At 46.6% G+C, this 21,433-nt stretch carries 17 protein-coding genes and 1 pseudogene; 10 read left to right on the top strand and 8 right to left on the bottom strand.

Annotated elements, in window-relative coordinates; translation table 11 throughout:
- Window positions 1–150: 150 nt before the first annotated feature.
- Window positions 151–768, bottom strand: a complete 618-nt coding sequence (locus L4C36_RS12015; RefSeq protein WP_428478045.1) for a hypothetical protein — start codon at window positions 766–768, stop codon at window positions 151–153.
- Between the two features lie 191 nt (window positions 769–959).
- On the opposite strand from L4C36_RS12015, the gene L4C36_RS12020 reads away from it, so the two are divergent.
- Window positions 960–1,508 (top strand): TetR family transcriptional regulator, encoded by a 549-nt coding sequence (locus tag L4C36_RS12020; RefSeq protein ID WP_428478046.1) that lies wholly within the window; start codon window positions 960–962, stop codon window positions 1,506–1,508.
- Between the two features lie 38 nt (window positions 1,509–1,546).
- Here the strand turns inward: L4C36_RS12020 and L4C36_RS12025 are convergent, their stop codons facing one another.
- The 4 genes from L4C36_RS12025 to melR all read right to left on the bottom strand — a co-directional run bounded on the left by L4C36_RS12025 (window position 1,547) and on the right by melR (window position 4,359).
- Window positions 1,547–2,014: a GNAT family N-acetyltransferase gene (locus tag L4C36_RS12025; RefSeq protein WP_428478047.1), complete on the bottom strand. Its 468-nt coding sequence runs from the start codon at window positions 2,012–2,014 to the stop codon at window positions 1,547–1,549.
- An 87-nt stretch (window positions 2,015–2,101) separates the two neighbouring features.
- On the bottom strand, window positions 2,102–2,641 hold the full coding sequence (locus tag L4C36_RS12030; protein ID WP_428478048.1) for a DinB family protein: 540 nt from the start codon (window positions 2,639–2,641) through the stop codon (window positions 2,102–2,104).
- 82 nt (window positions 2,642–2,723) lie between these two features.
- Window positions 2,724–3,119 carry a hypothetical protein gene (locus L4C36_RS12035; RefSeq protein WP_428478049.1) on the bottom strand — a complete coding sequence of 132 codons (396 nt, stop codon included), beginning with the start codon at window positions 3,117–3,119 and terminating at the stop codon, window positions 2,724–2,726.
- A 229-nt stretch (window positions 3,120–3,348) separates the two neighbouring features.
- Window positions 3,349–4,359 carry a transcriptional regulator MelR gene (gene melR / locus L4C36_RS12040; RefSeq protein ID WP_428478050.1) on the bottom strand — a complete coding sequence of 337 codons (1,011 nt, stop codon included), beginning with the start codon at window positions 4,357–4,359 and terminating at the stop codon, window positions 3,349–3,351.
- Between the two features lie 356 nt (window positions 4,360–4,715).
- Here melR and L4C36_RS12045 point away from each other — a divergent pair, with 356 nt between their 5' ends.
- From L4C36_RS12045 to L4C36_RS12055, 3 genes are all read left to right on the top strand, one after another.
- Window positions 4,716–6,068, top strand: coding sequence for an alpha-glucosidase/alpha-galactosidase (locus L4C36_RS12045; RefSeq protein WP_428478051.1), 1,353 nt, complete (start codon window positions 4,716–4,718; stop codon window positions 6,066–6,068).
- Window positions 6,069–6,248: 180 nt separating this feature from the next.
- Window positions 6,249–7,676 carry a melibiose:sodium transporter MelB gene (gene melB / locus L4C36_RS12050; RefSeq protein WP_428478052.1) on the top strand — a complete coding sequence of 476 codons (1,428 nt, stop codon included), beginning with the start codon at window positions 6,249–6,251 and terminating at the stop codon, window positions 7,674–7,676.
- 113 nt (window positions 7,677–7,789) lie between these two features.
- The gene (locus L4C36_RS12055) at window positions 7,790–10,051 is read left to right on the top strand and encodes a hypothetical protein (RefSeq protein WP_428478053.1); all 2,262 of its coding nucleotides are present in this window, start codon (window positions 7,790–7,792) and stop codon (window positions 10,049–10,051) included.
- An 87-nt stretch (window positions 10,052–10,138) separates the two neighbouring features.
- On the opposite strand, the gene L4C36_RS12060 is transcribed toward L4C36_RS12055, so the two are convergent.
- Window positions 10,139–10,987: a YeeE/YedE thiosulfate transporter family protein gene (locus L4C36_RS12060; RefSeq protein WP_428478063.1), complete on the bottom strand. Its 849-nt coding sequence runs from the start codon at window positions 10,985–10,987 to the stop codon at window positions 10,139–10,141.
- A gap of 279 nt (window positions 10,988–11,266) precedes the next feature.
- On the opposite strand from L4C36_RS12060, the gene L4C36_RS12065 reads away from it, so the two are divergent.
- The 6 genes from L4C36_RS12065 to L4C36_RS12090 all read left to right on the top strand — a co-directional run bounded on the left by L4C36_RS12065 (window position 11,267) and on the right by L4C36_RS12090 (window position 20,303).
- The gene (locus tag L4C36_RS12065; RefSeq protein WP_428478054.1) at window positions 11,267–12,247 is read left to right on the top strand and encodes a LacI family DNA-binding transcriptional regulator; all 981 of its coding nucleotides are present in this window, start codon (window positions 11,267–11,269) and stop codon (window positions 12,245–12,247) included.
- Between the two features lie 518 nt (window positions 12,248–12,765).
- On the top strand, window positions 12,766–13,740 hold the full coding sequence (gene hpfH, locus L4C36_RS12070) for a (2S)-3-sulfopropanediol dehydratase activating enzyme (protein WP_428478055.1): 975 nt from the start codon (window positions 12,766–12,768) through the stop codon (window positions 13,738–13,740).
- A gap of 167 nt (window positions 13,741–13,907) precedes the next feature.
- Entirely contained in the window at window positions 13,908–16,412 is a 2,505-nt protein-coding gene (gene hpfG, locus L4C36_RS12075) for a (2S)-3-sulfopropanediol dehydratase (protein ID WP_428478056.1), read from the top strand.
- A gap of 64 nt (window positions 16,413–16,476) precedes the next feature.
- Window positions 16,477–17,373: a sulfite exporter TauE/SafE family protein gene (locus L4C36_RS12080; protein WP_428478057.1), complete on the top strand. Its 897-nt coding sequence runs from the start codon at window positions 16,477–16,479 to the stop codon at window positions 17,371–17,373.
- A 147-nt stretch (window positions 17,374–17,520) separates the two neighbouring features.
- Window positions 17,521–18,669: an iron-containing alcohol dehydrogenase gene (locus L4C36_RS12085; protein ID WP_428478058.1), complete on the top strand. Its 1,149-nt coding sequence runs from the start codon at window positions 17,521–17,523 to the stop codon at window positions 18,667–18,669.
- A 158-nt stretch (window positions 18,670–18,827) separates the two neighbouring features.
- Window positions 18,828–20,303 (top strand): xanthine/uracil/vitamin C permease, encoded by a 1,476-nt coding sequence (locus tag L4C36_RS12090; RefSeq protein ID WP_428478059.1) that lies wholly within the window; start codon window positions 18,828–18,830, stop codon window positions 20,301–20,303.
- Between the two features lie 135 nt (window positions 20,304–20,438).
- On the opposite strand, the gene L4C36_RS12095 is transcribed toward L4C36_RS12090, so the two are convergent.
- Window positions 20,439–20,735: a hypothetical protein gene (locus L4C36_RS12095; RefSeq protein ID WP_428478060.1), complete on the bottom strand. Its 297-nt coding sequence runs from the start codon at window positions 20,733–20,735 to the stop codon at window positions 20,439–20,441.
- 537 nt (window positions 20,736–21,272) lie between these two features.
- Window positions 21,273–21,433 (bottom strand): annotated as a pseudogene (locus L4C36_RS12100) (ISAs1 family transposase); the annotation flags it as partial.

Genomic DNA, 21,433 nt, shown 5'->3' on the forward strand with positions numbered 1-21,433 from the left:
TGATCATCACCCCTTAGCCCATTGTTGCCCCATTTTGAACGCTTTTTTGATTATTTAGGCTAAGGCATTTATGCAAATTGCCTCACTGACGTGGACATTTACCGATAAAGTACCTGCAATCTGGCAGTTACACTCACTGCTTGGCCAATCTTAATCCGCTAATGTTGGGCGGTATGGCTCTTCACGAACACCATGAGATAACACCAATTTAATAATGAAAATCGGGGCTAGCCATGCCAAACCGACTGGCGATGGCACTAACGTTGATAGGATGATTGATAACATCACCACCAGCAATGCCACAGGGCGATGTAAATACATCGGCAACCAATGAAGCACAATAATCGCAGCCATCATTAAGCCATACCAGAAGAACGCATAAGACCACGCGATATCAAAACACAGTGGCACCGCAAACAACTGAAAATGCACAGCGGGAAACAAAAACTTGCTGCCGACCAACTTCCCCAGCCAAGACACCTCCAATGATTGTTCAGTATGCAAGTACCGCTTCATTGAGCCTAATGAATTCGTCAACACCCCGCCGATCATGTCTAACGTCAGCAACGCCGCGACAATGATTTGCACCCAGCTCCAGCCTAAATATTGCCAGGAGAAAAAGTACAAAATGACAGGAGCAATCAGCGCCGCATAGTTTGCGATTACCGATTCTGCTTTGGTGGCACCAAATCCGGTCGTGAAATTGAACTTGCCCTCACAATCCCAGCTGATATGGGCATTGTTGATCGTGGTTTTACGCTTTGACATCGTCACACCTCTACGTGCTGACTGGGTTAAATGGGTAAGTGATATTTAAAAAGACCACCTGGTCTATAAAAAGCTTAATCGATCAAAACTTACCCTGTCAATTTTTTAGTCCAAATGGTCTATAATAAAATTTCATTAGACTGACTACATGAAAATCAATATAGTCCACATGGACTACAAAGGAGATTTCCATGCCCAAAATTGTTGATCACAGCGCATACCGTCAAGCGTTGGCGCTAAGGGCCGTCGATATTTTTACTGAACACGGCTTCAATGGCTTAGGTATGCGTGGTATCGCAGACGCACTTGGCATCTCAAAAAGCGCTCTCTACCACTACTTTTCAAGTAAAGAAGAGCTGTTTAAAGCCAGTACAGTAATGTTTTTGGCACCCAGCACACTATATGGTTTAGCGGAGGGTGAAGCGGTACCGCAAGAAAAGAAACACATGCTCACGCTGTTGATCGCTGCATTAGATACACGATTTCGCGGTGAGCTCACCTTGATGCTTGAATACACCAAGCACAAGAATGATCAGCAAGTGGGTGACGACAATCTGTTAGTCATGGCCAACCAACAATTCAAGCATGAGTTGAGCAAAGTTGTCGGGCAACAGCACGCAGAACAGGCATTGGCACTGCTGTTTGGCGGACTCACCATGCGTTTTTTAGATGGCAAGCAAACTGATATTACCCTGATAGCGGATTGGATTTTGGCGCTTACGCCTGATGAAAAAGCATAAATACGCGAAAGAAGATGGCATACACAGTAGATTTGTGTTTAATCGCAGCCCCGAGTCCCTCTTGGGGTCATGTCATCGCGCCTAACCATCTGAATGTGAGGAACACCCGTACTCGTTGCTATGAAAACATCCCCTGACAGCTCAAAACCCAACTTTTGATACATGGATACGGCATGCAGTCTGGCATTTAAATATATTTCTTCAGCATTCATCTCAAGAGCAATATGGATCAGCTCCGTGAGCACACGCGTACCTAAACCTTGCCCTTGTCGCTTTGGACAAACGACCATCTGAGATATTTTAAATCGTCGAGGACTTTCTTCACTGAGTCGACCATACGCACATAATGCACCATTTTGTATCCCGGCAATATGAACGCTGTCTTTTTCTAGCGCATCAAACAAAATATCTCGTGGCAGGCCTGGCTCACGGAAAAATAATTCATACCGTAAATCGAGAGCCTCTTTGTAAAGAGCGTCCGTATTTGCCAACTCGATGAGTTCCATTCAGTCCCCTATCAAAAAACATCAATCAATAATCGACAATCGTCAGTCACAACACAGTCAAAGAACAACGTCATACGCTAATATTGCTCACGGATCCACAGGAATATCCAGCAAAAAATCCGTCGCACCAATATCACGCCCGGCTTGATGAAGCAATGTAGACACTTGCCCGCGATGATGTGTCTGATGATTAAAAAGATGACTGACAAGCTCACCAAAATTTCGCTTACTCACGATACCTTTCGTATTACTGTATTCAAGTACCTCAGCGAAATCAGACGCTATCGCTTCACTTTCAAGCCACTGAATAATCGTCCTATCCACCAACATCCTTGCTTCAAACAAATCCGCGATGGATGCATACAACATATCATCAAGCGCCTGAGGACGCTTAATCGATGACAATGCCACTAATGATGTATAGCGTTCTGAATATATCGAGAACCTCGCCAGCCATATCAGATCACCCACCAATATATGGTTCAACGTCCCCATGACAGAGGAGAAATACGCCCCTCTATCACTATGTAACTGGTCATCACTCAGTGTACGGGCTTGCTCAAACACCTGTTTGTTCATTCGCGCATTATAATGCGCCATTAATAAAAAATGATTCTGGCCATCCATATGCCGTCCTTATTGGCCGCCGCCAAACTCAACGACGAGTTTGACACCCTGTTAAGGTACCGAAGTGATCGTCTTGATTTAACTAAACACCCGCTAAGAAAAAGTTAGCGATAATGCTCCCCAGCAGTAATACCACAACCGTTATGACAGGAATTTTTAACGGAAAAAGATAAGATGGCTTACCGTTCTTTTCAATGCTCCATGCCCACCCTGACATAAGACGCGCACTTCTTTTGCTCATCCAAACACCGAATAACATCAACAACACAGAACCCAGCACACCCGCAAAAGCCATACCAGCCGCTTCATGTGATCCCTGCCTCGCCAAGAGTAAATAGTGCGAGAATGGCGTAATGCCATTTGCCAGTGCTGTAAATGCGATAAGTACGCCCCATAAGAAACCCAACAGCCCTATCACCGCATACACTACGCGCCCTACACCCGTTTTTGCTCCATTGGGTGGCGTTATCACATTCATTATCTGCTCTCCGTCCCTAGTCTGGCTCAATCATTCATTCGGGCTTACTTGCCGTTTTTCAGTATCCATAATGACGATTGTGCAGACAAGGCATTGAGCGAGTGACAATATATCGCCCGTAGGTTCTTGCGAGAGAGTCAACGCTTCCACTGCGACACAGGGATCCTGTTGCAGTGCTGAATTCGCAAAATTTGGCTTCCAGGATTAGCTTTCTAAATTACGGCCCGTTTTATTCGCCCGCCTTTGTCAGCGTAACAGGACGAGTCCCATCACAAGCCCCTTTTTCAACGTTTTGCAGCGGGCTCACCCCTTGCTGCGACCAGCGATGATCTTCACGACTGAGTTGACGATACTGTTTCGGCGTGACACCAAGATAAACCTGAAAAGTGTCGTAAAAACGACTTGAAGAGTTAAACCCCACCGTGAGAGAGATATCAAGAATGGTTTTTTCAGTATCACTGAGCAAAGCGCGGGCATGATTGATCCGCATCGCGGTGGTGTATTGTTTGATGGTCATCTGCATGACCCGCTGGAAAATGCCCATCGCGTAGTTCATGTGTAACCCCACATGATCAGCCACTTCTTTTGCCGTTAAGGCCGAATCGTGATGACTGGCGATATATTCCAGCATTTGGCTGACATAAAACTGCGCATGTTTAGACACGCCGTTCAGCGTTTTTCCTTCCCCTCGCCCACTCATTAACGGTGACCAACCATCGAGGCAAACACGTTTTAGCATCAAGCAAATTTCATCGGTCGCCAGTTGCTTGCGGCTTTCTTTTTCATGCCGCATTTCTTGCTCCCATCTGGCCAGCTCAAATTCACTGACGAGCGCATTGCCTTCTGACTGCAAGACTGCACCATGGGTAATTTGGTTCACCAGCTCTTTGCTTAACGGCCAAGAAAGAAACAGATGGATCGGGATATTGATGATCCCCATATTGTGGCTGTTACCCGGATCGGTCAGACGATGCGGGACCGATGCCCAAAAGATGCCGATATGACCAGCTTTTACCACCACCGCCTCTCCGTTGATCATGTATTCCACATCATCACCAAACGGAATATTCACCTCTATCTGACCATGCCAGTGATACCCCGGCATGCTGTGCGGCGCGCGTAACACAACATCGACTTGTTCATAGGTGGAATACAGCGATAACGGGCTGACTGACACGTTGGCATCACTGTATTGTTCCTGCTTAGCAAGGGTCGTCGCAGACGCATCAGGGGTACGCATTATTCATCCTTAGAAAACAGTACAAAGTCTTCTTCTACCAAGTAACGGTCAAAATAACTATGAAATCCCTCATAATTTGCATTTTATGCCGTGATAAAACGGCCATTACGAGATCACGGTAACGAAGCGGCGAGTTATTGATTACCGCAGCACTTGAATACTCCCTAAATTCCACTTTTAACTCCTATTTCCTCAGAATCACTGAGACACAAAAGTCGATCTTAGAAAACAGGACACTGATGATTGTATTCGTGAAGAAAGCACAGTCATTGGCAAGGTATTGTTTGTACATAGCTTGAAACCCCCAAAGCAAAACACATTCTTCACAGCAACAACACTGAACAGGAATACAAACAATGAAAACGCCAAAAATCACATTTATCGGCGCGGGATCGACAATTTTCGTCAAAAATATCCTTGGCGACGTTTTCCATAAACCGGCCCTGAAAAATGCCAACATCGCCCTGATGGATATTGATGAAGTTCGTTTAGAAGAATCTCAAATCGTCGTCAGTAAATTGATGGAATCAGCCGGCGCGAACGGCCGCATTACCTGCCACCTAAACCAGAAAGAAGCCCTGCAAGACGCTGACTTTGTAGTCGTAGCTTTCCAGATTGGGGGTTACGAGCCTTGCACCGTCACTGACTTTGACGTGTGTAAGCGTCATGGATTAGAACAAACCATCGCCGATACCTTAGGCCCTGGCGGCATTATGCGTTCACTTCGCACGATTCCGCACCTATGGCAAATCTGTGAAGACATGACCGATGTCTGCCCGAACGCCACCATGCTTAACTACGTTAACCCAATGGCGATGAACACCTGGGCGATGTACGAGAAATACCCGCACATCAAACAAGTTGGGTTGTGCCATTCCGTGCAAGGCACGGCTGAAGAGCTGGCGCGTGATCTGGACATTGATTACCGTGACTTACGTTTCACCTGCGCCGGTATCAACCACATGGCCTACTACCTGACGCTAGAAAAGAAAACGGCGGACGGTGAATACGTCGATTTCTACCCAGACATGCTGGCGGCCTTTGAACGCGGTGACGTACCGAAGCCTGGGCTACACCACAACGGACGCTGCGTAAACTTGGTGCGCTACGAGATGTTCAAAAAGCTGGGCTATTTCGTCACAGAATCTTCTGAGCATTTTTCCGAGTACACCCCTTACTTCATCAAACCGAACCGTCCTGATCTGATTGAACGTTACAAAGTGCCACTCGACGAATACCCAAAACGCTGCGTAGAGCAAATCGCGAGCTGGAAGCAGGATTTAGAATCCTTTAAAACGGCCGATAAGATTGAAGTAAAAGAATCACATGAATATGCCAGCACCATCATGAATGCCATTTGGACAGGGATCCCGAGCGTGATTTACGGCAACGTGAAAAATAACGGTTTGATCGACAACCTGCCACAAGGCTGCTGTGTGGAAGTGGCGTGTCTGGTGGATGCCAATGGGATCCAGCCAACAAAAGTCGGCACAATCCCTAACCATTTAGCCGCATTGATGCAGACAAACGTCAATGTTCAGACCCTGCTGACAGAAGCCATCTTAACGGAAAACCGTGACCGGATTTATCACGCAGCCATGCTTGACCCGCACACGGCAGCTGTTTTGGGCATCGAAGATATCTACGCCTTGGTTGATGACTTAATTGAAGCGCATCAAGGCTGGCTGCCTGCTTGGTGCCATCAGTGACAGCGTCATAAGTGGCAGTACCATAAATGATAGCGATATAAGCAATAGCCACTTTCGATAGCCCTACCATCAGGGCTATCGAAAACAAAGAACACAGAGAAAAACCTTATAAAAGCAATAAATACACCTAACGTGAACTCTACTGGACATACCCCTAAATATGGGGGGTAAGGAGACCCTATGAGCGTATCTATGAACACCAAGCTAAGTTATGGCTTCGGTGCCTTCGGGAAAGATTTTGCTATTACCATCGTCTACATGTACCTGATGTTTTACTACACCGATGTCGCAGGGATTTCGGCCGGTGTCGTCGGTACTATCTTCCTTGTTGCAAGGATCTGGGATGCAGTAAATGACCCCATCATGGGTTGGATCGTGAACAATACCCAAACCCGTTGGGGCAAATTTAAGCCATGGATTTTTATCGGTACCATAGCCAACTCTGTTGTGCTCTACCTACTCTTTAATGCCCACTATTTTGAAGGCCCTTGGCTGATTGCCTACGCCGCCGTCACCTACATTTTATGGGGCATGACCTACACCTTGATGGACATTCCATTCTGGTCTTTGGTACCCACGCTGACCTTGGATAAGCGTGAGCGTGAAGAGTTAGTGCCTTACCCTCGCTTCTTTGCCAGCTTGGCGTGGGTGGTCACCGCAGCCATCGCGATGCCATTCATCAACTACGTTGGCGGTGATGATAAAGGCTTTGGTTTCCAGGTATTTACAGTACTCTTAATTGTCTGCTTCGCATTCTCGACCTACATTACGCTCCGTAATGTGAAAGAGCGCTACTCATCCGATAAATTGGATGCCGAGCAGCCACAAGAGAAAATATCACTCAAGCAAATGGTGTCGCTGATCTACAAAAACAGCCAGCTCTCCTGCCTGCTCGTGATGGCGCTATCGTATAACCTTGCCACTAACATCATCACGGCCTTCGCGGTCTACTACTTCACCTATGTGGTCGGCAACGAAGATCTGTTCCCGTACTACATGGCCTACGCCGGGATCGCCAACCTGATCACCTTAGTGCTGTTTCCTAAGTTGGCGAAAATCTTCTCTCGCCGTGTGCTCTGGGCCGGTGCCTCTGGCTTCCCTATCCTTGGTAGCGTAGTGTTGATTTACCTTGGCATGTACGACCAACAAAGCATCATGCTGATTTCCTTGGCTGGTATTTTCCTACAAATCGGTACCGCTCTGTTCTGGGTATTGAACGTGATTATGGTGGCAGACACCGTTGATTATGGCGAATACAAACTGGGTGTGCGTTGTGAAAGTATTGCGTATTCAGTGCAGACGCTGGTCGTAAAAGCCGGCTCCGCCTTTGCCGCCTTCTTTATTGGTATTGCGCTGACCATCGTTAACTACGTGCCAAATGTTGAGCAATCACCGGAAACCATCTTTGGTATGCAGTGCGTGATGATTGGTTTGCCGAGCATCTTCTTTGCCATCGCGTTAGCGCTCTACTACCGCTACTACAAGCTTAATGGCGCGTACCACCAGCAAATTCAAGATCACCTCACCGCGAAATATGCGCATGTAACAGCGGATCCTGCGGACGCTGACGGTGACAAAGGCACAGTGAAACCGGCTCCAGCGGTGTAACCGTTCAAGTTACATGAACGACTCCACCTAGAGCCTCTGTAAAGAGGCTCTTTTTAAAGGTCTATCCAATAACAATAACCATCAATACCTTGCCCACAATAACGAGAATGAAGATGAAACTAAAACGATTGGTCCCCATTATTGCCGCAGCATTTACACTGAATATATCCACCAGCATGGCATCTTCTTTATCTGATGTAGCGCCATATTCTTCCCACGGCAAACATAATCTCATTAACAATCCAAGCTTTGAAAATAAAGGTCTTGGCTGGAGCTATTGGTTCGCCAATATAAAAAGTGATGACGCCTATTCTGGCACTTATCGAGGCCGTATTGCTCAAGGAAAAAACCACTACATTGCACAAACAATCACCGTACCTAAAACGGGATATTATGACTTATCCGCTTATGTCAGAAGCCCTAATGACAATGCTAAGATGGGATTGCGAAATCTCGCCAATGAAACCCTTATTTCGACCCCGTTACAACAGAGTCAGCGCTATAAATACAATCGACTTAAGAACATCCCATTGGAAAAAGGGGAAACATTACAAGTCTTCTTTTCTGGCTCATCCAAAGGAGGTGTAAGTGTCGATGACGTATCATTACATCCCTCTTCAAAAAACAAACCGCTGAACTTTAATCAAGTCGTGGCATTTGGCGTAGAGCAACAATCCGGTGAGACAATCATCAATCGAAATAAGAAACACATTCAGATCACCCTCCCTTACGGTACTGATCTGGAAAATATACGCGTGAGTAACGCTCAGTACTCATCCGGCACCAAAGCAACCATCAAAACCGGCGATATTATTGACGCCAGTGAACCCATGATAATTAAACTGGTCAATGAAAAAGGAAAAACCCAGCGCTGGAAACTGACGGCCATTGAGCAAGAAAAAGAAGTGACGGTGACATCTTCAAATCAAAAGCTTCAAGACTCCTTTGGCTGGGCAATAGAAAAAACACGCCAATTTGTCATGACCGGCCAAAACGACTTGGTCAACCGTGATGAATTTAACAACGATGGCAGTGGTACCGCTGACTATATCCCCTCTTACTGGGCCGGATATTTTGATCGTACCGCCTTCTATTCTCGCGACTTTTTGCATCAGGCCGCGGGGGCACAACTGGCAGGTTTGGATATCGAGAACTTCTCTATGTTCCAAACCTTTGCGAAGCATTCAACTGAATCTCGCAAGTGGTACACCCTATGGGCAGTCAACTTTGATGGTTCACCGCATACCATTGATTACAAACATGATGAATGGTTCGTGCGCGAAGTGCCGGCCCAGTTCGAGTTTATAGAAAAAGCCTGGGAACAATATCAGTGGACCGGCAATAAACGTTATCTCGAAGACCCTGATTTATGGCGTTTCTATACCAAAGTACTGACTGATTATATCGCCCTTCATGACGATCAAGACCCGAACGGTATCGCAGAAGGTTATGGCGGCATTTTTGAAGGATCTGCAACCTACAATGAACGCGGCGAGTTTCCGATTGAAGCCGGTGACGGTATTGGCTCTCAATATCAAGCAACCGTCGCCTATGCCGCAATGCTAGAGGCCAAAGAGGAATATGGCGAAGCGAAAATCTGGCAAGAAAAAGCGCAGCAACTGAAAGGCTTCTTCAATCAGCAGTGGAGTGATGCAGGTTCGTCGGACCCATTGGCAAACTACGTCAATATTGTGCAAAAAGACGGTTTCCGAATGAATGACTTCGGGAAAGAGAACAGTTGGTTTATGCCGATGAAATTGATCACCGAACCGGGAGCGCGCAATGATCGTTATCTCGATTTTATCGCCGAGAATCTGGGTAATGGTATTGGTTCAACGCCACAAGCACCACACAATATCGAGGCTTATACCTACATTCCTGAAACCTACTTCCCCTACAACCGCAATGAGGAAGCGTGGAAGTGGATGCAGTACATTATGGACGTAAAAGATCTGCCACATGAACGACCAACACAGGGGACGAACGGCGATTACCCAGAAATCTCCTTCACCTTCATTTCAAACACCATTGAAGGCTTGATGGGGATAAAACCAGATGCGGCCAACAAGCAAATTATTACCGCGTCGCATCTTACGCACGATATCGACTGGCTGGCGGTGGATAACCTCATCATGGGTAATTTTGAACTGACCATTCAGCACGAGGGAATCCATAAAACCACTCTAACCAATAAGTCTGAAGACACACTCACTTGGCAGGCATGGTTCTATGGAGTGCACCCTACCTTACTGGTTAATGGCACGGTGATGGAAGCACAACATCAAATAGTCAATGGACAGCCGGTTAGCTATGTTGATGTCAGCGTTGCTGGGGACACGACGCAGGTTGTAGAGACAGTACCCCACGAATCTTAACGCTTGTTCTCTGTAAGAGAAGTGTCACTTTTCTCGCAATACAAAAGACGCCTTCGACCTGTTCGAAGGCGTTTTCAGGTATTTAAATCAATCACTCTCTATTCTATTATTTCGAGGGAGATTGATACCAACATAGATGCCTACCAGAATACAAACAACGGTTGATAATCCCGCCACCGATAAAACAGGCATTGCGACCAACAACTGCGTATCATTACCTCCCCCAGCCATCACCGCGCCTAATCCCATCAGCACACCCGCCACTAAGTGTTTAGCTAATCGCGTCATAGGACTCCATCTCAATGCAAATGACCCGGTAAATAACGCGGCGCTTACCATCCCTGCTATCAGCGATACCATCAATATGAACCGCTCACTGCTTGGCCACTCCTCTGCTCTCCCATGCCATAGCGACGTACCCATGGATTTCAATAACCCACTCGGTGTCCAGTGCGGTTCATACAAGAAAACGAAGCCCGCCATTAATCCAATGCCCAACATAGAGAGCCACAACTTTCGATTGTTCGCCGTCATAAAATAGCAACTCACCATAATGACGAACGAAATAAGCCCAAGGAATGCGTATCGTGACAAGTCAGATACAACCAACTTTTCTCCTTTGAGCTCAGCAGGTAACGCCGGAGCAAAAAACAACCACGCGACTAACCATCCTACTATGGTTGCCAGCATAACCACTTCACCACGCGCTAAACGGCTGATTGTTGATACCCCACACCCACTATTAATCGCTGCGCCAATACCAAACAAAAAACCACCAAACAGTGAAAACAGACTCGGTAAAAAAGCGGCAGATAAGACGCGCCCTTCCATGACCGAACCTAATACCATCGATACCCAAGCCAACGAACCACTTAACACAATTGCCACAAGAAACATTGGCGATCCGCTTGTTGCTTTTTTAACGCCCCTAACCATACAAAGGCCTGTTGTTTGAGCGAGATACCCCAACAGGAAGATGCAGAATAAAGCAAGGGCAAACAGCATACATAGCCTCCAAATGGGATGGATTGTAATATCACCACTCGGTAAATATAGTAAAAACGTAGAAGGCTAAAGGTTGAATATGGGCAACAAACAGAAAAACCACGCATGCCGTCCCGACAATGATTGATGTCGATATGAATTAAGACTAACATTACGCCACTAAAATGCGAATGTATAAGCAAAACATTGACTTAAGTTGCACAGAATTTTATGAAAAAGCCGAATCTGACGTCCAATGATATCGCCAAAGAACTGGGTGTTTCCCAATCGATGGTTTCTCGCGCCTTTAACCCGAATGCCAGTATTAGCGACGACAAACGTGCTTATATCTTAGAGGGTGCGGCAAAGTTGGGCTATAAGCCTAACGCGTTAGCGCGCAGCTTGATCTCGAAACGTTCGGGACTCATTGCCATCGCATTGGACAGTAGCGCCAACCCAATGTATGACTTGCAAGCCCGTATGCTAGCGTTAGAAATACAGGCGAAAGGCGGCCATGCCATTCTCTGCCCTATCTCAAATGGCGATCTTGATTCTGCCATTCAAAGAGCGTTTGAATATCAAGTCGATGGTTTAATCATTGCCACCAGCCGATTAAGCAGTCACGTCATTGAGCAGTGCGAAAAATATGGGGTATGTTTAAGCTTTATTAATCGATACATTGGTGACGTCAGAGCCAACAGTGTGGGCCTTGATAATGATGATGCAGGCAATCAAGCCGCTGACTACTTTTTCAAAAAAGGCTGTTCGGTGTTCGCGTTTGTGGGCAGTGAAGAAGGATCCATGACCTGTGAATTGCGTTGGAATGCCTATCGCCGCAGAGTAATGGAACTGGGATTAGCAGAGCCGATTAGAATACCTGCGTCATTCGACATTGAATCAGGCATGCAAGCCGCCGAGCAATTGATCAACAGCGACCATAACGTTGATGCCGTTTTCTGTGCTAACGACATTATCGGTATTGGGTTTATTGAAGGATTAAAAGCACATAATCATACCGGTTATAAAATTATCGGTGTCGATGATATCCCGATGGCATCCTGGCCGTCTTACCAACTGTCAACAATCAAGCCACCGACAGATCGCATCTGTCAGTCTGCCGTCGACGATCTGTTTGATCGCATTCACGGCAACAACGAAAAAACCGGCGAGTATATTTTATTTAAAGGCACCTTAGTCGAACGCGCGTCTTAACCGATAACCGTCACGCCTCTTTTCTGGATAGTCGAGCATCACTCCACTTTAGCGATGATGCTCGACTACTCTCCCCTTCTTAGCATCGCTCAAATAAAATCTCATCATTCCACCCGCCTCTCGTAACCTCAAGATGTCCTTGGTATGAGGACTTACCGGATAGGCCTTCCCTTTCGCTCTCCTGTCATTTCAGAACAACACTTCTAAATAAGCAAAAAACAAACAACAATACATTAAATTAACACGCAAGTTACATATCTGGCATTTTTAATAGAGTGGACACGTTTCATCCAACACTCAGCCTTTTCATCCATTGCTACTCTGTTTATCCTCATTCGTCCAATCACCGACCAGCTGTCGCTCATAAATCAGACCAAACCAGATAATCCAGGTGATAAACATCACACTAAAGAGGTATGTATCGCCATAAATTGCCGTATTCTGATTTATGTCAATAAAAGAGAAAATGCAATCGACTAAATTTCCTTGCATACGTAGGCAAGGAAGCGCCAATCAAAATGACTCTCTGTAACAAAGCACACAATGACAAACTGCATGGCAATGTATTCAATATCCAATTGTTTACGCTCGATGACGGGCCGGGCATTCGTACAGAGTTGTTCTTAAAAGGCTGCCCATTGCGTTGCCACTGGTGCGGAAATCCCGAAAGCTTTAAGCACTATATTCAACCTGGCATTTATACGAACAAATGCATCGGCAAGGATAAATGTGGCGCATGCATCGACGTCTGCCCTGACAGCAGCATGCTCACGTTTGTGGACGGTAAACTGACGGATATTGACCGCAGTAAATGTACCAACTGCCTAAAATGTCATGACGCCTGCCCTTCTGATGCGGTCAAAAAATGGGGCAATACCCTGTCTATTGATGAATGCATGAAAATCATTCGTAAAGACAAAGGGTTTTATCAGCGTTCTGGCGGCGGTGTCACCGTGTCTGGTGGCGACCCTATTGGTCAGGCTGATTTTGTCGCGGAACTGTTCAAAACCTGCCAAGCAGAAGATATCCATACCTGCCTAGAATCCAGCTTTTATGGCAAGTGGTCGCAATTGGAAAAATTCCTGCCGCATACGAATTTAGTCATCTCCGACATTAAGCATATGGATACGCAAATCCATAAAGCCTATACCGGAGTGTATAACGAGAGAATTTTAGCCAACCTCAAAAAACTGGCGGCAGAGAACGTCCCGTTTATTTTACGTATTCCGGTTATTCCGAACGTGAATGATGATGAAAAGAATATTCAAGCAACCGCTGACTTTATTGTGAATGAATTAGATAACAAAGTCAGAACGCTGCAACTCTTAAGCTTTATGCGTCTCGGTGAAGAAAAATATCAATCATTAGGTTTGCCCTACCCAATGACAGATGTTGTTTTTGAAAGACAGGAATTCCAACAAAAGATCAAAAAGATCGCCGAGTACTTCAACAGCCGAGGTATTCATTGTGTTATCGGCACAAAAGAAAAGTAACCGGCAATCATCATCTGCAACAACAGTTAATGCCTTGAGGCTAATACCTTGAGAGAAGTATTAACTGTCGAGTGAGCATGACGCTCACATTCGCAATAAATGTAATAACAAAGAGGATGGCACTTATCTTCTTTCTTATTGCATTTAATAAAATATAAGGATGTTACATGTACGAAGCAGTAGCAAATAAGCAAACGACCGCCGCTCGCGGTGTTGATACGTTTGATAAAGTATACGGCCTTGGGTATGAAGTCGGACACGATGACTGGTCACCGTACCCGCGTGTTAACTATCTGCGCCAAACCTTTTTAGATCGCCCGTACGAAATTGATGTCGAGCGACTACGTTTGGTCACCGAAGCATTCCAACAGCATGAAGTCGCGCCGCGCATTTTGCAAAGTGCTTATGCTTTTGAAAATATCCTGCTTAACACCACCCTTCATATTTATGACCAAGACCTTATTCTTGGTGAGATCGCCGCGCCAGCCAAAGCCTCTCCTATCTACCCAGAATTTTCTGTTGATTGGATCATTGATGAGATCACCAACTCACCTTTTGAAGAGCGCACCAACGACCAATTCTATATTCGCAACGATGAAGAACGTGCTGAAATTCTAGCGCTTTGTGCGTACTGGAAAGGCAAAACAGTGAATGAGATGATCACTGCCACGCTTGACCAAGACCAGAAGAATGGCTCTCACATTGGTGAGAAAATCTTCCAAACCAACAACTACCATTTCGCTGGCATTGGCCACTTCGCCATGGACTTTGCGAAGTTGATGAACGAAGGCTTTGATGGCGTTATTCAACAAGCCGAAGACGCGTTAGCGACACTGTCTAAACGCGACCCGGAATTTGCCAGCAAGCGTGACTACTACAAAGCCACACTGATCACCCAAAACGCAGCGAAACAATACATCACCCGCTACGCTGATTTGGCCAACCAAATGGCAGCCAATGAGTCGGATGAAACCCGGAAACAAGAACTCTCCGCAATGGCAGAGAACTGTTACCAAATTGCGGGCGGCGTACCACAAACCTTCTGGCAAGCCGTGCAGTTGTTTAACTTCGCGACCACACTGACGCAAATTGAAGGCAACGGTCACTCGATTTCTTACGGCCGTATGGATCAGTGGTTGCACCCTATTTACTTGGCGGATACACAAAACAACGGCACGTCGAAAGCATTCGTTCTTGAACTGCTTGAAGTGCTTTACGTCAAGATGAACAACCCAACCAAGCTGAAAGACAAAGGCACGGTACGCGTGCGTAACGGTCGTGGTTTTGGTGGCGAAAGCTTAACGATCGGCGGTATCGATACGCAAGGCAATGATGCGACCAATGATCTGACCATGCTGATGCTAGAAGCTTCTGTGCATACACGCATGATGAACCCGTGGGTGTGTGTGCGCATGCACGAAAATACCCCTTACGAACTCAAAGTCAAAGTTACCGAATGTATCCGTGCCGGTTACGGCCACCCGAAACTGTTTAACGATGCACCGGCAATCAAAGCGATGCTTGCCAAGGGCATGACACTGGAAGAAGCGCGTGATTATGCCGTGGTGGGTTGTGTTGAACCGACCATTCCGGGCAAAGAACACGGCTGGCAAGATGCGGGCTACATTAACGCCGCGAAGATGATGGAAATGGTGCTTAACCATGGTCGTCTGGTTGCGGGTCCAAATACCGATCTTCAGCTTGGGCCGGATACGGGCAGTTTAGAAACGTACCAATCGTTTGATGAAGTGCTTGCCAGCGTCGATAAGCAGTTTGAATTCTGGTGTGATCAGCTATGTAGCTGCCTGAACATCACCGATAAAGTGCATGCTGCACTGAAACCCACACCGTTCATTTCTGCGTTCTTCGAAGGCTGTATCGAATCGGGGCGTGACATGACGGCAGGCGGCGTGAAATACAATGGCATCGGCCCTCAAGCAGCGGGCATTGCGACCTGTGCGGACTCGTTAGCAACCATCAAAAAACTGATGTTTGAAGACAAGTCATACACCGGCACACAGCTGCTGGAAGCTCTACGTGATAACTGGGAAGGCCACGACAAGCTGTATGCACTGGTCAACAGCACCAAGATCCCGCATTACGGTAATGATATCGACGAAGCTGATGAGCTATTCAAATACATGTTTGAATGCTACTGCAAAAACATCTCAGGTCGTCCAACCGTTCGCGGCGGCACCTTCAGCCCAGGCGTTTACACCGTTAACGCCAACGTGGGCATGGGTCTGTTTATGAATGCGTCTCTTGATGGCCGTAAAGCACTAGAGCCGATTTCAGACAACATGGGCCCAGTACACACAGCGGGTGGTTCGCACGACTATGCAGGTCCAACCGCTGTGGTGAACTCAGTCACGAAAGTGGATCACAGTAAAGCCACCAACGGTACCCTGCTGAACCTGCGTTTCCCGGAAGATTCAGTGGCCGAAGTCGAAGGCCGTGACATTCTGATCAGCTTTATTGATGAATACATGTCTAAACACGGTATGCACGTGCAATTCAACATCATGAGCGCCGACAAAATGCGTGCAGCTCAGAAGAACCCTGAACTGTACAAAGACATGCTGGTACGTGTGGCGGGTTACAGTGCGTACTTCGTTGAACTGGGCAAACCGTTGCAAGAAGATTTGATTTCTCGTACTGAGCTTCGCTTCTAATTCCATCATCTGACATACAACCAGGAGGATAGCTGGCCTATCCTCCTAACGTGGAGACTCTCTCGTGGATTTCGCTTTTAAACTCGACTACTTGTTGGTTGGTCTAATGCAAGTCATTGGTTTCTTTATTCAAGGAACCACAGGCTTTGGCTGTACCGTTATCGCCGCTCCAATCACCAATGGCTTACTGGGCACAACAATGGGTGTGCCTTACGGTACCGCCATTACTATCCCGTTCTTGTACTACTTGGCGATCAAAGGCCGTAAAGATATCTCGTGGCCAGATCTAGGGAAAATCGTCTTGCTCTGTGCGCCGGGCATTCTTATCGGTCAATACCTGTTCTACCAAATTTCACCAGAAACCGCCAAAGTGCTGATTGGTGCCATGGTAACGGTGATTGCCCTGATGAACCTGCACAAATACGTCGTTAAACCACTGGTGATCAAAGAGATCGAAGAAAATGAAGTGGCTGACACACTTGTGAAGCGCATCTTCCGTTACGGCTGTTTGATTCTGGGCGGCATCGTTCACGGCGCGTTTAACATCGGTGGTCCACTGATCACGGTGTACACGCTGGAAGCCGTAAAAGACAAGAAGAAATTCCGTAACACCATGACCATGTTATGGGTGGTACTCAACTCTTGGAACCTGTTTAACCAACACCAAAACGGCGCGTTTACCAGCGAACTGAACAGCGCACTGTTAGTGGGTCTACCTCTTGCGGGCATTGGTTTCTTCTTCGGCATGCGTTTCCTAGAGAAGATCAACCGTGAGCAATTCCTACGTATCGTGTACGTGGTGCTGCTTATCATCGGTTCCAACATGCTACTGAGCAACATTCCATGGACGGCTGACAGCAAAATGATGTCAATGGTCGGCACCGTGATTGTGCTATCCGGTTACGCATTCAATGTATTCAAAAAACGCAAAGTGAATATTGAGAAGGTGCAGGCGCTGTAATGTTGTGCCGCCTCATCTAATTCATTGACTCAGCGTTATTTATTCGAATCAGTTTATCTACCCCAAGCCACCCATGTGGCGACGGGTAACTATTTAAAACCTAACAAGCGCGACCACACGGCGTGCTTGTTAGTTAAGGATCATGCAGTGAAAGACTTTACTTTTAAAATTCCACAAAACATTGAATTTGGCCTAGGCAGCTTGAATAAGTTACCGGAAATTCTGAGCAACAATAACTCCGATCACGTCTTTTTGATCTCTGACCGTGGGCTTGAAAGCCTTGGCGTTGTCGCAAAAGTACAAGCAATCATCGAGGCTGGCGGCATTAAATGCACCTCATATTTGGATGTGAAGCCTAATCCGACCATTACGATCGTCAATGAAGCCGTTGCCCTCTACAAAGAGTGCGGCGCAAGCAGCATTGTGGCGCTCGGCGGTGGTAGCCCGCTTGATGTAGCGAAAACCGTGGGTATTTTGGCGAAATTTGGTGGCGACATTAAACAGTATGAAGGTCTGAACAAAGTACCGGGCCCTATCGTACCGATGATCGCTATTCCAACAACCGCAGGCACAGGCAGCGAAGCGACAGCATCGTCTGTTATTACAGATGAAGCGATTAACTATAAGTTCTCTGTCGTCAGCTACGAAACACTGCCTAAATACGCGATTTTAGACCCACAACTGATCATGACCGCGCCAGCATCAATTGCCGCAGCCTGTGGTGTTGACGCACTTATTCACGCGATTGAAGCGTATGTGTCGAAAAATGCCTCGCCGTTTACCGATACGATGGCAGAAAAAGCCATGCAACTGATTGGCGCGAACCTGCGTAAATTCGTGGCCAACCGTGAAGATGAAGAAGCGGCATGTGCCATGATGGTCGGCAGTAACTTCGCCGGTATCGCCTTTGCTTGGGCGCGTCTGGGTAACGTGCATGCCATGAGCCATCCGGTGAGTGCCTTCTATCACGTGCCACACGGTGTTGCGAACTCCATTCTCCTCCCTACCGTCATGAAGTTTAATGCTGTAGCAGACAAAGGCCGCTATGAAGTGATCTACAACTACATCCGTCAAGGGGATAAACCTGTCGAACACTTCACGCCAGACATGCTCATCGAAGAAATCCAGCAGCTAAACGATGACCTCAACATCCCAAGAACCCTGTCGGAAGTGGGTGTGAAAACCGATCTTATCGAAGAGATGGCCAAAGACGCGATGAAGAGCGGCAACGTGCTGTGTAACCCGCGTGAAACCACGCTTGAAGATATGATCGAACTTTACAAGCAAGCGATCTAATCGACCCATTGCGCTCTCGTCAGTCACTGACAATAGCGAGAGCGCAATAACAAAAATTCAATATATAACCTCTTATTCTTTCGGCATATCCGAGCGGACATCACACGGACATCACGACTCGAGTGGTTATAAATGGAATTTTTTGAGATGATTTTTTTATGAAAAGAGAACATGGTAAGGAGCAACCGTATATAGCGGCAGGCCCCTTTAAAATCAGGGTGCCTTTCATTCACGTCGGTTTTGAAAAAGTCGATTTCATGCAGGGCTTACTGCTTTGTGCCGTCTGTTTAGGCATGATCCCCATCCTGCAAGAATACTTAGGTATGCCGTTTGAAGTCGCGATGACCATTGTTGTCATCAATGGCCTACTCTATTTTCTCCACATCACGCTGGGTGATCCCATCATCCCAGGTTGGATCACCCCCGCTATCCCTATCGTCATTTTATACCTCAACCAATATGAAATCGGGCCAGAACGCGTTCATGCGCTCATTGCCTTTCAAATCTCACTTGGCGTTCTTGCTATTCTTTTGGGCGTGGCCGGATTGGGGCAGCGCGTCGCCTCTATCGTGCCCGATGCGATGAAATCAGGCATCATTATTGGTGCGGGTATCGCCGCTGTTAACTCGGTACTGGTTGACGGGGGCCGTTTTGAGCAAGCGCCTATCTCCATCGTCATTTGTACCGGTGTCGGCTTCTACTTGTTGTTCTCCAGCCACTTTAAGAGTCAAAGGAACCGCAACCGATTCACGCAGTTCCTCGCCGATTTAGGCTCACTGCCTATTATCCTGCTGGCAATTGTCGTCGGGCCTTTGGTTGGTGAAATCCCTTGGCCGCAACTGGAATGGGGCTTTACCACTCTCGCCTTTGGTGAATTATTTCAAAACTGGACGGTCTTTGGTCTGGGTCTACCGCCGCTAGAAATGTTTGTGATGGGTCTACCAGCTGTCGTTTCTACTTACATCATTTTATTTGGTGATGTGATCCAAGCGAAATGCCTGTTAGAAGACGCGAGTAAAAAGCGCCCAGACGAGAAAATTGATTTCAATGCCAACCGCTCCAATATGATCTTTGGCGCGCGCAATGTGTTGATGGGCATTTTCGGCCCAACAATTACTTTATGTGGCCCCCTCGCTGCTGCCATGCAAGTTGTGGTGTGTGAACGCTTCAAGCTTGGCCCGAAAACCATGGACTCAATCAACAGCGGTGCTATCTCCTACCGCTATGGCACTTTAGTTGGGTATTTTTTACTGCCGATTGTGACCTTGGTGAAACCGGTGTTGGGCATCGCACTGGCCGCAACCCTACTGATTCAAGGCTTTGTGTCGTTCCGAGTGGGCGTAACCAAATCCAAAACGGTGAATGACTTAGGTATTGCGGGTGTGATGGCAGCCGTCATTGCCACCAAAGGCGCTGCTTTAGGTTTAGGTGCAGGGATCATCCTGTGTCTGTTCGTGAATCTGGGTAAAAGCCAACGCCATGAAAGTGAAATCGCTGCAGAATTAGAACCGTCCAGGGTGAGCGATAAAGAGAAAGCCAGTCCTGCTAAGGCTATTTCATCTAAGCTAAATCCAGTAAAAACAAGCCCAGTCAAAACGACTCCACCCAAAACAAGCATGGCAAGTAGTCGCTAAGATCTACATGTAGTGGTGATATTTGTCTGGCTAGTAGAATGAGAAATGCCCCAGTGATGTCTGGGGCATTTTGTTTGTTGTCTCCAAGTACTGCTCAACATTTTCAGTATATTGGGGTGTACTTCGATGTTATATTTATTCTGTATTTGCGCGATCACACCAGTATTCTGAATAAACCTCATCTACCCAACATTCAATGCGTATTGTGCCAAATTCTCTACAGGTATTTAATTCTTCAGAAATCACGATTCGCTCTGCCGACAGCAGATCACTCACGGAGTCCGTTAGACCTTCAAAACCAAAAAGTACAATATGCTGACTATCACTTTGAAGAGTCAGCTTTAGAATGCATTGGTCTTCCGCCCGTTCAGCATGCAGATTGCAAATAAACGCCGGTCTCACACATTCAAAAAGTGTTTTATATTCGCTCATTGTCTCTCCGAAATAATAATTCATAGTCTGAGTTTATTCTCATTCAGACTATACCAAAAGTGATTGAACTTGACTCAATAAGTATTCTCACAGGCAATGCAATAATCCATAAAACTACTTTCTTTAACGTAAACTGAAGGCTCGAACTCAGATTCTTGCAACGTTTGCCAATATATCGCCTGTTATCATTGGTATTTAAGCCAGTGGTTCTTCCCATTATTGGACGCGTAAACTGACCTATCCCCCCATCAATATAAGATTTTCGCCATTTATTCAAAAGGATGAAAGGATGAAAGGATGAAAATCTAGAGCTTCGGCTACTAACTTAACAGCTCAGTGTGTTTCAAAGCTCCATTTAACCGCTTTCAACTTGAAGTCTAATGAATATTGCACTGTCTTTTTACCCGTTTTGTAAGCTGGCATGACGATCTCCTGAGATCTTCAATGCGTGTCCAGTAAAACGGATCAGGTCCACTGTTGGTTTGAAGCTTTTGATAGGTGTATTAAGGTCCCTCAACAGGGCGTCCGCATGAGCGCTTAATTTTTAGCCATTGACGTCAATCCGGCCACAAGGACTTGCTCCAAGAAGGCAGGTTTCATCATGCAGCGTTTCTGTTTCATCGGTACGCTAATCTTGGTTGGTTCAGCTCTGAGCATGTTAAGTGCCATGTGCCTTAACCCCGCCAAGTTTTCAGCTG

The sequence above is a fragment of the Photobacterium japonica genome (assembly GCF_050337005.1).
Lineage (GTDB): Bacteria > Pseudomonadota > Gammaproteobacteria > Enterobacterales > Vibrionaceae > Photobacterium > Photobacterium japonica.